The sequence below is a fragment of the Bacillus sp. 123MFChir2 genome (assembly GCF_000383235.1).
Classification (GTDB): domain Bacteria; phylum Bacillota; class Bacilli; order Bacillales; family Bacillaceae_G; genus Bacillus_A.
In genome coordinates, this window is sequence record NZ_KB910927.1 from 76,706 (window position 1) to 89,408 (window position 12,703).

Here is a 12,703-nt window from a genome sequence, read left to right on the forward strand (position 1 = left end):
TTTACAATCCATTCCGAAGATGTAACAACATAATTTTTAGAAACAATCTTTTTTTCCAAAATAAGCAACATACACTAAAAATAAAAAGAGGTGAAGAGCATGCCTGCAATTGTTGACAGTATTGTCATTTCAAAATGTAATGGAAATGTAAATTTGGGAGACAAATACAATGTAAATCCTCAATTCCATAATAAAGAATATCATGGTTCTGGATCATCAAATGCAGCAAGAGCACTGAAAATCTTTAATGGGGTTAGTACTGCTAATGTATTTGATAATGATCAATCTGATCAAGATATAAAATTCACACTATAAAAACCTTATTTTTAGATGGATGAGGACGTCTGGCCGTGTATATATAGATACAAATTGAAAAACTAACATAAAAATCCTTTTCTTTTTCGGTGGGCGAGAGCAACTGGCCATGCATAGAGGCGGTCAGTTCCTTTTCCTGCCACGTGCAAAGTTTAAAACAAAGATAGACAGCAAGTAGCGGCCATGTTTTGCTTTGCATAGCAGCGACTTAGATGTTAACAAGTCAACTTGGATTTATATAGAAACGGTTAGGTCCTTTTCCTACCACATGTTTGGTTGAAACTATAACAAAAAAGAACAAGTAGCTTCCTAGTCTTTATACTAGAAAATCACTTGTTCTTTTCCATTTTCAGCCTTGATCGTAACGACTATTTCTTCTTATATTCCTCAAACGTGAGAATTCTTTCAAAAATTGGCGGATGCGTATACATAAACAATTTCACCAAAGCCGGCGGGTTCACTTGACTCAAGCTCGTCTTCGATAAATATTGAAATGTTTTAACTCCCGACTGATTATCCTTCGTCATATCTAATGCGTATTGATCGGCCGCTCTTTCTTCAATGCGGGATACGTAATTTGTGGCAGGACTGACCGCAAAGGAAAGCACCGAAGATACAAGGAAAAATAATGGTAAAACTGAGAAACTAGCTATTTTAGAAATATGCAGCGTATCGCCCCACTTACGAATACACGCTTGCATAATGCGACTAATGAGGTACATGCCAACGAAAGTTAAAACAATATAACTCCCAACGCCCCAATATATATGTTTCATCACGTAATGACCCATTTCATGCGCCATAATAAATAATATCTCTTTATCTTTTAATTGCTCTAGCGTCGTATTCCATAAAACGATGCGAGAGTTTGAACCAATTCCCGTTACATATGCATTTAACGCATTTGTTTTCTTTGACATATCCACTTCATACACATGCTCTGCCGGAATCTTCGCTTTATCCGCTAATGTTAAAATCTTTTTCTCCAGCTCCTTATTATGCAGCGTCGAAAAATCATTATAGAGCGGATCAATGACTACGGGCTGAATGAATGTTAAAAAGATTGTGAACGGAACGGAAAGAGCCCAGCCATACAGCCACCAGCGTTTCGGATATTTTTTAATAAGCCACAGCAGCACAGTCACGATCAGAAACATAAGCAAAAAATTAACCCAAAAATCAAGTACATGCTCCTTGATCCAATTTGCCGTTGATTGTGTAGAAATGCCGTAATCAACAGATACTTGATGACTAATCCATTGTAGCGGCAACGCGAGCACCGTCGTCACAAGCGACAAATAAAATAGATAAATCGCAATTTGTAATACTCGGAATTTCGTTGTATCTTTCGCCCATTTTTCAAATCGCTTTGATACACCAAAAATGAGGACAAATAATAACACAATCCATTGCAGCGGCGTTGCTAAAAAAAACAATAAATTCTTTACCCGCGAGTAATCTTGACTTAGTGTCAACTCCCTTGCATTCATAAATGTTGCTGGATCTGCACTCGTTCCTTTATACGTTTCCGGTATAATCTCATGATTCCATCCAAATAAGTACCAATATATAAATAATGCAAATAGAGCGTACAAAAAAAGTGTCCAACTCATCACTTTTCGCATGGTTTCTCCTCCTCATCGCTGCCTGTCTATTAATATTGTAGTTCGTTCCTCAAAAAATAGAACAAGCTAATACATGAAATGTCATGTAAAATTCACTCATTCTTCCTTATTTTTCAGATTTTTCTTATAAAATAAAAATTGGGAGGGATTGGAATGAAGAAGTTGTACATTACTTTTACGCTCGGACTTATTATCACAACCTTGGTTGGAATTTTTTATTTTACCGGTTACCGAAAAGCATCAGCGGAAATACCAAAAGGGATTGTTATGGAAGATATAGACGGAACATCTGTATCATTTGATCAATTACCAAAAAAATTAAAATTAGTCGAATTTATGTATACAAAATGTCCGGATATTTGTCCGATTACAACATATAAAATGAAACATTTACGAGATGAACTTGAGAAACAAAAAGTGTTCGGAACAAAAATCGAATTTATTACAATTACGATTGATCCGAAATACGATACGAAAGAAATTCTAGAACATTACTCCAAAACGTTTGATATGAAGGAAACAACAGGTTGGCATTTGCTGCGCGGCGATGTAGAAGAAACGAAACAACTAGCCGAATCTTTTAACTTCCGCTACCGCGCCCCTGGAAGCGGCCTTTACATTCATACTTCTAACTCTTACTTACTAGATGAACATAATCGTTTAATTGAAGTATTTGGTATGGGAGAGCGCGGGTTTGATAGTAAAGAAGTACTAGAGAAAATTAAGAATGCGATGTAAACCCCCTTTCTTTTAGGGGGGTGAGAGCATCTGGCCATGCATAGACGCGGTCAGGGCCTTTTCCTGCCACGTGCGAAGTTTAAGGGCAAGTGCAGATCATGTTTTATTCTGCATAGCAAGGACTTGTATGTTTAAAAGACAAAATAAATTTATACCAATAATACGATATCAGCGATTCAACAGAGAATAAAGGCACTTCGACTGCGTTGGACATGTGTACATAGTAAAAGGCTGAACCTAAAGACAAGTACATGCCCTTTCGTTTCGAAAATGTGGGGAAAGCTAAATAATCGTTTAAATAACATATTAAATATCAGTGCAATTAGCAAACAAAAAAACGCTTGGAAAACTAAGCGTTTTTTGACTCTATTTATAAGTCAAAGCCCTTGTTAGTTAAATAAGAATGAGAGTATATTTATTATTTATCGTCTATTACTCCAGTTAAAATATGATAATTAATATTATTTCCATTAACCCATTCTTCAAAATTTATATCTAAAATTTGATTACTTTGTGCTATAGAAGTTAGAATTCTCGAGTCTTTAAAAGAATAGGAAAAAGTATGAAGAGTACCGAATAAATTATCGTAATCAGTAAAAAAAACTGGGGATTCTTTATTTGCAAAGTTATGAAATATTTCTCTATGTGTTAATTGACTATCTTTAAATTTCTGCAAATATTCATTCCGTTTAATAGAACCTTCAATAAAGTGTCTATTTTTCTCTGCTAAATCATGATCTTGAAAATGATTTACACACGACAATAATAATGGTCCTCTTCTTACCCTCACTTTTTCGGGACTTGCTTCAACTACTGCTATATTTCCATTCCTATCTCCTAGTGAAAAATTATAACAAGCTGAATGAGGAATTTCTTTAAGCATTTGTATGGCGTCTTCAAGCGTTGAACAAGTGTCCAGTATCATTCGAATTGATGTCCAAGCTGATAAACCTTTTGAATAATCGCTATTACTTACAAAATGTAAGCCTATAACTAGTCCTTGGCTATTCACACCTTCATGCCTACCTATCGCTTGCAGATTATAGCCTGCTGAGGCATTAGCATTTTCGGGTTGAAGTAAGCTAAAACAACTATCATACAAAGCAGGAGAAAAATCATAATTTCTTACGTAGTATTCGTTTGTAATAATTGCTGAACATCCCATCGCTTCGGTTTTTGGTACGTCATATCCACTAAATAATGCCGCTACTTTGTTTAGTGGTATTTCCATCCCTTCAGCTAAACCATGTAGTTCATCGAGTAAATGGGGAGCAAAAGTTGAATAAATTGATTTCATATTTTTATAATCTATTTCTGGTTTTGTTAACATTTCTAAATTTTTTAGGATTGGTTGATTCTGAATATGTTTTCCTATCCTAAACCCAATATTAAATGAGTTATCTCTGATTTGAAGGACAGATACGGTGAAATCTGACATTCTCATTCCCCTTTCCCTCACAATACAAAAATAGGTGTTTTTCCAAAAAACCTCCACATGTAGTATGTAAGAAGATTATCTCACGGGTTATTTACAAATGGAGGTGGGTAATATTTGACGCTTACTTTTCTACTACTTTATTTTCCTACTAAAACAAAAACATTTCCGTCTGGAGCTTGCATTACAGCCACATGACCACCTAAAGAATTAAGGAATGGCGTACGAATCCATCGAACCTCAGGATTATATTTTAACGTTTCGTAAGTCTCACAAACATCTTCAACAACAATCTCAGTTTCAGCAAAATTCAAATTAGGGTTATTCTTTAATACTAACTCTGAATTGCCATTAGGAAATTTCATACCAATAAGTTTCCATTGTTTTTCTTCATCTTGAAATACTTCCCAAGCTTTTGTTAAACCTAATAATTGATAAAATTCCACTGACTTTTCAATATCTTCTGTATAAATCGCGACACATTCTATTTGTTTCCACATCAACCGTCCCTCCTCATCAACAAGAATTTATGTTCTCTAATAATTTTGTAAAAAAATTATCCAAATAGAGTGCAAAGTTTAACAATATTTATATCCATTAAAAATGTTGTTTTATCGTAACTACTCAGCCATACATTTCATTTAGAAGTTTGGTAAGGAGTATAATTCCAGCGAAAATACGCTTACCTATAATTGCTGCCATGAAGATAAAGTGAAACTACTTACTTTGAAGTCCGTCTCTTTTAACTTTATTGTTTCTTCTGCACCGGCAGCCAAATCTCAAGTTGTACAAGATCGTGCTTATCAGCATGAGAGCGCTCATCGTATAATTCAAACTCGACAACACCAGAGTGCTCATAGCCGGAATGCGGGAACCATTCTGTAAAGATTGCATTCCATGTTTGCTGAATAGATGGTACCATTTCTTCCTCAGGAACTTTTGGCGTTGTAAATACAGCATATGTTGCTTCAGGGAATGTGCGGCACGTCATATCACTTGATACACCATCAAAGCTTGTTGCTTCCATCCCGATAATATACGTAATATCGCCTGTTTCTAAATTAAAATCTGTACACATCCCTAACTCGACGAGCTCATTCGTATGCTTACGGTTTGGAATGTTTTCTGACAAATTATTTTGTAAATAATTTTGCCACATTGCTGGAATATCTTTTAGATTTTGTCCGTCTTTACCCGTTGTCTTCATTTCATACCCGATCACTTGAAAAGCTTGCTTTGTTTCTATGCGAAATTCCATTTTGATTCCCCCTAAATACGGATTAAATTTGCGCTGCATCACATTTACCTTGGAATATAACGGCGTTCGAATCTCTTGCTTTCGATATGCACTCGGCGTCATATGAAACAACTTTTTAAAGGCACGTGTGAACGTTTCATGAGATTGAAAGCCGTGCTCTAGTGCGATATCAAGAATTTTTTCCTCTGTGTGAGAAAGCTGATAAGCTGCCCGGGCAAGCCTTCTCTTTCGCACATACTCCATCACAGAGTCTCCTACGAGTGTTTGAAAGACGCGGTGGAAATGATATTCAGAAAACCCTGCAATACGCGCAAGACTTGCTAACGTTTGCTTTTCCATCACATCTTCTTCAATAGAATCGATTACTTTTTGAATTTGTATTTCATAACATCCCATCTCTGTTCACCTGCCTTATATGTATTATGATAAAGGGAACGTGCGTTTTCTTCTTGACGTTTTTTGCTTTTATTTTATGACATCTTACCAATTCAAGTATATGAAAGAAAGCTGCCTCATCAGCAGCTTTCTCCCTATCTATTATATTTCCTTTAATTCACTACCAAGAAACTTCGCAATTTCTAACATACCGTATGTTCCAACAACCGCTTCGGCATCAGCATTGTAGTTTGTATTTGTATTAATGTCATACGTGAAAATTTCTCCATCTGCATTTCGAATGAACTCAATGCCGGCGATTGCGATATCATTCGCAGCTAAAACTTCCTCATATTTTTGAATAATCGGGTCATCAAAGCCCTCAATAATTTGAAACTTCGGTTTTTCCGGCGCTTTCTCTCCAACCGGGCAGAACAGATCGCCAATTTGACAAGCGTCAGCTGGGCATAATTCGAAGCCTTTCGATGTATCAACTTGAACTGCATACACAAATTTCCCGCCAACAAACTCACAGCGCGTAATGTAAGGCTCAGGAGATTGAATGTATTCTTGAATTAATGTAATACCATCTACTGGCTCTTCAAATGCTGCACTTTCTACGTATTCTTTTAGGGAAGCAACAGATTGAAACAGTTGAACGCCTAGTCCTTTTCCAGCGCGGTTATGTTTCGTAATGAACGGACGCCCTTCAAATTGCGCTGCAGCTTCGATAATATGTTCCTTACCAACAGCGGCAATTGTCTTCGGTGTTTGGATTCCTTGTGCATGCAGTGCCATATACTGTGCAACTTTACTTACTTCCATCTGAAGTGCTCTGCTTCCGTTGAACACTTTTCGGTTATGTCTCTCTAACCAAGCGAGGACAGCACCTGTAAACTCTGGTGCAAAGCGGTGATTTCTTGTATGAGAAGAAGCGCTCATCCGGTTATAAAATACGCCGCTTGGCGGTACAGACGAAAGATCAACATTCCCTTTGTCCAAATGCCATTCTTCATAAGGAAGACCGAGTTCTTCCAATCTTTTCGTTAGATGTCTTGTCCATTCTGTGTTTTCATGAATAATGTGAATCTTCTTCAAGGGAATACCTTCTTTCTAAAATGTGATTATATTCATTATACTCTTTTTATTAATCTGTAAAATAATAATTTTACAATAACTTAATAAAAAAGACGATATGTATGCAATACCCCTTCACTTGAAAGAATTTGCTCCATCCTAACTAGGAAGTTTGGATAAACATGATAGATAATGGGATTAAGACAAATAAACTTACATATATAAATCCAAATTAAAAACCTGACATAAACCCCTTTTCTTTTTAGATGGTCAAGAGCGTTTGGCCATGCTTAGAAGTCAGGGCCTTTTTCTGCCACGTGCGAAGTTCAAACAAGAGAGAAAGAGAGTATCCAGTTATTTTTTGTTCAGCATGGGGGCAACAGTACACCTGCCCTAATTGATAATTTCCCACTCTCTTCGTAACATCCCCATTTTAATTGCATCAAAATATTCACCATCTACCATTCTTGCTTGTCTTATTCTTGCTTCTTCTTTCATCCCCAATCTTTCTGCAACTTTCATCATTCTTATATTTCCTGACCAAGTTGACATCCCTAATCGATGCAAATCAGTAGATTTGAATAGAAAATCAATCCAAAGTTTATAAGCTTCCGTACCATATCCACCGTTCCAGTAATTTTTATCATAAATAACGATACCGGTTTCTAACCAATTCGTATTTTTATCTATCCAATAAGCACCTACCGTTCCAATTAATTGATCTCCAGCGAAGATAACTAGTGTACTAGGCACATTAGGAATAATTTGCAAGTCTTTCTCCCAACTCTTTAGAAATTCTTCTTTTGTTAATTTAGATTCAGGTATATAAGGACCATTCCATTTCTTCGCTTCTTGTTCCTTTTCTTCATACTTCCAATAATATAATTCATCAAGATCCTGGTGAGTTGCTTCTTTCAATACAACTTTTTGTCCAACGATTTTAGTCATAATAAATAACTTTCCTCCTAGGCATCTATCGCATTTATATATTAATTCTATTATAAAAAGAAATACATACAAATAATAAACAGCAGCTTCAATAAAACAAGCTGCTGTTTTTTCATTCCCCTTATACTTGCATCGCTTTCTCTTTCAACGCTCTTCTTAAAATCTTACCTGTCGTATTTTTCGGAAGTTCTTCTAAAAACTCAATGCTGCTTGGTATTTTATATCTTGCCAGGTGAAGCGCACAATACGCCATCAGTTCTTCCACTGTCACAGTTGGCATTTTCGGTACGACGTATGCTTTCACGGCTTCGCCTAAATTTTCATCTGGAACACCGATTACAACAACTTCCGCGATTGCCTCGTGCATGTATAACACTTCTTCTACTTCGCGCGGGTAGACGTTATAACCACCAACAAGAACGATATCTTTTTTCCGGTCTACAATATAAAAATAACCCTCTTCGTCCATTTTTGCTAAGTCGCCTGTGTAAAGCCAGCCATCCTTAAGTGTTGCAGCTGTATCTTCTGGTGCTTTGTAATAGCCCTTCATAACATTCGGACCGCGAACAATTAGTTCTCCTACTTCACCAACCGGTACTTCCTCACCCATTTCATTTACAACTTTGTTTTCCACATTTTGAACGCTCGTTCCGATTGAACCTGCTTTACGTGGACGATCAATTGGATTAAAACATGTTACAGGTGATGCCTCTGATAAGCCATACCCTTCTGAGACAATAACGCCAAATCGTTTTTCAAAGTTTTTAAGAAGGGCAACGGGCATTGACGCACCGCCAGAAATGCAAAAACGAAGCGTATGAACATCCTCTGCACTTGCTTCTTCATATAAATATAAATAATTATACATCGTTGGTACACCGGCAAATATTGTAGCTTCATATGTACTGCAAATGCGAAATACTTCTTTCGGACTAAACTTCGGCAACAGTAAAATCGTGGCGCCGTTTACAATTGGCGCATTGACAGCAACCGTTAAACAAAACACATGAAACATTGGTAGCGCCGCAACGACACGGTCATGCTCTGAATACTGTAAATACGAAGCAACATCGCTCGCATTGCTATATAAATTTTTGTGCGTTAACATCGCGCCCTTTGGCTTTCCTGTCGTGCCTGATGTGTATAAAATTACAGCCACGTCTTCTTCTTGTATATCTGGACCTTGGAAAGTAAGGTCTCCGCCCACTATTACACTCGTAAACGTTTTCATTTTTTCGGTTTCTTCATGAGTTAAATCTGCTGTTGTTTCACAAATAATGATGTTTTCAATAGAAGGAAGTCTAGATGTAAGAGATTGCATAACTGGTAGAAGGATGTCTAGTGTGATGATTGCTTTAACGTCTCCGTTTTGTAAAATGTAATATAGTTCATCCGGTGTATAAATCGGATTGACTGGAACAACCGTTGCCCCGGCACGCATTGCTCCGTATAAACCGATCAAAAAGTGCGGCGAATTTCCAACAATTAATGCGACATTGTCCCCTTTTCCAATGCCCATTTTTGCTAAACTACTCGAAAACTTTATGACCATTTCGTTAAATTGGTCATAAGATACCGACTGATCCTGAAAAATATAAGCCGGCTTGTCCCCCTTCTTTTTCACCGTTTCGGCTAATCTGTGAACGAGATTCACAATACCCCCACCTTTTATAAAAATTTAAAAAATTCTAAATACATTATATTAAAAGAAAATTACAGGTGCAAGGTACATTTCATAAAACATATATAAAAAAACAACCATACGTAAGATATGGTTGTTTTTCATACAGTTAAAAGAATAAAGATAAGAAATCTTCTTTTGTTATATTGCCAAAATAATGTGGCACTTCCACATCAGCTAGCGCCGCCGAAAATGCTTCTTTATCAAACACCTTACCACTTAAGCGCTCTTCGATGTCACGTACATCGAGGGCGCCGAAAAAGTCCCCGTAAATCTTGCATTCTGAGACTACGCCTTTTTGTACTTCTAACCGAACATCTACTTGTCCAACTGGGAAACGATGTGAATGCTGCAAGTTAAATTTTGGAGATTTCCCGTAGTTCCAATCCCAATTTCGATAACGTTCTTCTGAGATTTTATGGATTTCTTGCCAATCTTCTTCTGTTAATTCGTATGTTGGAATTTCACTTTCTCCTTCAAAAATATTTTCTAAAAGGAGCTGTTTAAATTCTTCAATTGTAACTTTTTCATTCAAAAATTCCGCAATATTTGCAACGCGGCTACGAATCGATTTAATTCCTTTTGATTGAATTTTATCCAATTTTACATTTAACGCCGACACAACATGGTCAATTTCGGAATCAAACAATAACGTACCGTGACTAAACATACGTCCTTTTGTAGAAAACTGAGCGTTACCAGAAATTTTTCTTCCTTCTGCTAAAATATCATTGCGGCCGCTTAGTTCAGCGTTAATTCCCAATTTCCCAAGTGCTACTGTCACCGGCTCTGTAAACTTCTTAAAGTTATGAAAACTATCTCCGTCATCTTTCGTGATAAAGCTAAAATTTAAGTTCCCTAAATCATGATACACAGCGCCGCCGCCAGAAAGACGTCTTACAACATGGATTCCCTTTTCACGTACGTAATCAGCATTAATTTCTTCCACTGTGTTTTGATTCTTCCCGATAATGATAGATGGCTCATTAATGTAAAACAGTAAATACGTTTCATTAATATCTAAATTTTTTACACAATATTCTTCAATTGCTAAGTTAATCGTTGGGTCTGTAATTCCTTTATTATCGATAAATAACATCGTTCCACCTCAAGATTCCCAAACGTAACCGCTATGTGCAAGTACGATACGGCCGTTAAAAATTTGTTTTGCTTCCGTTACTAAATCTGATAATTCCCCTGTATGTGGCAAATGAGTTAAAAGTAGTTCCCCTACATTAGCTTGTTTTGCAATTTCTCCTGCTTCTGTACTATTCATATGCCCAGCTTTTGAGCCATCTTGATGCGCATACATATTACATTCACAAATAAATACATCTGCATTTTGTGCAAAGGAAACAAACTTTGGCATGTAACTAGAATCTGCTGTATATACAACAGTTTTCCCACCTGCTGTAATACGCATTGCAAAACATATAGCAGGATGCACTGTTTGTAAGAAGGAAATGGTAAATGGACCAATTTGTAATGTATCCGCCGGATTATAAGGAACCCCTTTTGTATACGGTATATGTGTTAACGATGCAAAACCTTTTGCATCGAAGGTATGTCCATAAATCGGCAGTTCTGGTAATGCACCATTTGTCATGCTTGTAATTAAACGTGCATACTGAAGTACCCCAATATCAGCAACATGATCGTGATGATAATGAGACAATAGAACAGCATCTATGTCAGAAGGCTTTATGTATGTTTGCAACTGTGCTAGTACACCGCTGCCACAGTCAACAAGTAAACGAAAGTCATCGTGTTCAAATAAATATCCAGACGTTGCTTCTCCCGCCTCCGGAAAACCGCCCCAAAAGCCGACAACCGTCATTTTCATATGTGTTCATCCTTTCTGTTTCATTTTCTCTCTTACATTCTTAACTATAATGGATTTTCTACACATTTTCATTATTTTGAAATTTGTTATAAAACAGTTGTTGACTTTAATTATTTGTACTAATACAATGTTAGTAAGAAATGGAAATGGAGGGATTTACATGATAGATCAACCGATGGAGTTTTTTAGAAATTTACCGGCAAAAACTTGTTCCAATTGCGGGAGAGAGATTGATGAGCAGCACGAAGCATACCACAATAAATGCGAAGATTGTACGCACGAAGAATAATAGATTGTAAACATAGAAAAACCTAGCAGATATCATCTACTAGGCTAGCATCATTGTACTTTTCACCGTTGAACCTTTCACCAAGAGCTCCAGTTCAAACTCGTACACTTCTTTATTTCGATAATTTTTCGTATGAATTTTATCCATCATCAGTTCCACAACTTTATGTGCCATATCATCAATTGGCTGATCAATTGTTGTAATACCTGAATCTGTAATTTGTGATAAGAACTGATTATTAAAACCAACTACAGCTAAATCATCAGGAATGCTCCAGCCCTTTTTGCTTGCTTCTGCGATGATTCCTGCTGCGACCTCATCTCCCCCTGCCAAAATAGCGGTAGGATTTTTTTTGTCTTCCAAAAACTCATAAAATATATTTTTCCCATCTTCAATAGAGTAAGCGCTTTCAACGAAGTCAATTGACTCCACTTGTTTACTCGCTTCTGTTACAGCACGCAAAAAGCCCATTTTTCTCTGTTGATTAATTACCTTTGTCTCTCTGCCACGACAGAATACAAGATGATGGTACCCTTGATCTAATACATGTTTCGCAGCTATGTATGCTCCTTGTGCATGATCAAAGTTTACAGTTGGGATGTTTGCTTCTTCAATATATTCATTGCATAAAACAATCGGTCCATGCTGTAAATAAGGCTCAACATCCTCCCAAGCATTTTCAAGTGAACATAAAATAATCCCATCTACTTGTTTCGTAGATAATAGCTGTAAATACTCCATCTCTTTCTCTGGTAAATATCTTGTTTGACAAATAATCAGTTTATATTTATGATCTGAAGCTACCATTTCAATTGCCTCAATAAATTTACTGAAAAAAGGATTTGTCACACGTGGAACCAACACTGCAATTGTTTCCGTCTTTTGCTTACGTAGTCTTCTCGCCGCAGAATTCGGAACAAATCCAAGATGTTTCATTGCTAATTGTACTCTCTTTTTCTTTTCGTCCGATACATACGGATGGTTATTAATCACCCGAGAAACCGTTGTTCTTGATAACCCCGCTAATTTCGCTACGTCCTCGATAGTCGACACGAAATTTCCCCCTTTAAATGAAAACGTTTTCTTAATTAGAATTATATAGTATATAATTGGAAACTG

At 36.7% G+C, this 12,703-nt stretch carries 13 protein-coding genes; 3 read left to right on the plus strand and 10 right to left on the minus strand.

Translation table 11 applies throughout. From position 1 onward, the window contains the following. Positions 1 to 99: 99 nt before the first annotated feature. On the plus strand, positions 100 to 315 hold the full coding sequence (locus tag H280_RS0104250; RefSeq protein ID WP_020059874.1) for a spore germination protein: 216 nt from the start codon (positions 100 to 102) through the stop codon (positions 313 to 315). A gap of 368 nt (positions 316 to 683) precedes the next feature. Here H280_RS0104250 and H280_RS0104255 read toward each other — a convergent pair whose 3' ends face one another. Next, positions 684 to 1,940: a M48 family metallopeptidase gene (locus H280_RS0104255; protein WP_020059875.1), complete on the minus strand. Its 1,257-nt coding sequence runs from the start codon at positions 1,938 to 1,940 to the stop codon at positions 684 to 686. Between the two features lie 153 nt (positions 1,941 to 2,093). Between H280_RS0104255 and H280_RS0104260 the strand changes: the two genes are divergently transcribed. Continuing rightward, positions 2,094 to 2,678: an SCO family protein gene (locus H280_RS0104260; protein ID WP_020059876.1), complete on the plus strand. Its 585-nt coding sequence runs from the start codon at positions 2,094 to 2,096 to the stop codon at positions 2,676 to 2,678. Between the two features lie 418 nt (positions 2,679 to 3,096). Here the strand turns inward: H280_RS0104260 and H280_RS0104265 are convergent, their stop codons facing one another. The 8 genes from H280_RS0104265 to H280_RS0104300 all read right to left on the minus strand — a co-directional run bounded on the left by H280_RS0104265 (position 3,097) and on the right by H280_RS0104300 (position 11,295). Continuing rightward, positions 3,097 to 4,116 (minus strand): C45 family autoproteolytic acyltransferase/hydolase, encoded by a 1,020-nt coding sequence (locus H280_RS0104265; protein ID WP_020059877.1) that lies wholly within the window; start codon positions 4,114 to 4,116, stop codon positions 3,097 to 3,099. A 137-nt stretch (positions 4,117 to 4,253) separates the two neighbouring features. Further along, the gene (locus H280_RS0104270; RefSeq protein ID WP_020059878.1) at positions 4,254 to 4,613 is read right to left on the minus strand and encodes a VOC family protein; all 360 of its coding nucleotides are present in this window, start codon (positions 4,611 to 4,613) and stop codon (positions 4,254 to 4,256) included. 248 nt (positions 4,614 to 4,861) lie between these two features. Beyond that, positions 4,862 to 5,767, minus strand: a complete 906-nt coding sequence (locus H280_RS0104275; protein WP_020059879.1) for an AraC family transcriptional regulator — start codon at positions 5,765 to 5,767, stop codon at positions 4,862 to 4,864. Positions 5,768 to 5,908: 141 nt separating this feature from the next. Next, positions 5,909 to 6,844 (minus strand): ATP-grasp domain-containing protein, encoded by a 936-nt coding sequence (locus H280_RS0104280; protein ID WP_020059880.1) that lies wholly within the window; start codon positions 6,842 to 6,844, stop codon positions 5,909 to 5,911. A gap of 372 nt (positions 6,845 to 7,216) precedes the next feature. After that, positions 7,217 to 7,771, minus strand: coding sequence for a GNAT family N-acetyltransferase (locus H280_RS0104285; protein WP_020059881.1), 555 nt, complete (start codon positions 7,769 to 7,771; stop codon positions 7,217 to 7,219). Positions 7,772 to 7,892: 121 nt separating this feature from the next. After that, positions 7,893 to 9,425, minus strand: coding sequence for a fatty acid--CoA ligase family protein (locus H280_RS0104290; RefSeq protein WP_020059882.1), 1,533 nt, complete (start codon positions 9,423 to 9,425; stop codon positions 7,893 to 7,895). A 136-nt stretch (positions 9,426 to 9,561) separates the two neighbouring features. Next, positions 9,562 to 10,551 carry a lipoate--protein ligase gene (locus H280_RS0104295; RefSeq protein WP_020059883.1) on the minus strand — a complete coding sequence of 330 codons (990 nt, stop codon included), beginning with the start codon at positions 10,549 to 10,551 and terminating at the stop codon, positions 9,562 to 9,564. Between the two features lie 9 nt (positions 10,552 to 10,560). Further along, the gene (locus tag H280_RS0104300) at positions 10,561 to 11,295 is read right to left on the minus strand and encodes an MBL fold metallo-hydrolase (protein WP_020059884.1); all 735 of its coding nucleotides are present in this window, start codon (positions 11,293 to 11,295) and stop codon (positions 10,561 to 10,563) included. A gap of 160 nt (positions 11,296 to 11,455) precedes the next feature. On the opposite strand from H280_RS0104300, the gene yhfH reads away from it, so the two are divergent. Then, the gene (gene yhfH / locus H280_RS24670; protein ID WP_020059885.1) at positions 11,456 to 11,584 is read left to right on the plus strand and encodes a protein YhfH; all 129 of its coding nucleotides are present in this window, start codon (positions 11,456 to 11,458) and stop codon (positions 11,582 to 11,584) included. 39 nt (positions 11,585 to 11,623) lie between these two features. Here yhfH and H280_RS0104310 read toward each other — a convergent pair whose 3' ends face one another. Then, positions 11,624 to 12,637: a LacI family DNA-binding transcriptional regulator gene (locus H280_RS0104310; RefSeq protein WP_020059886.1), complete on the minus strand. Its 1,014-nt coding sequence runs from the start codon at positions 12,635 to 12,637 to the stop codon at positions 11,624 to 11,626. Positions 12,638 to 12,703 lie beyond the last annotated feature (66 nt).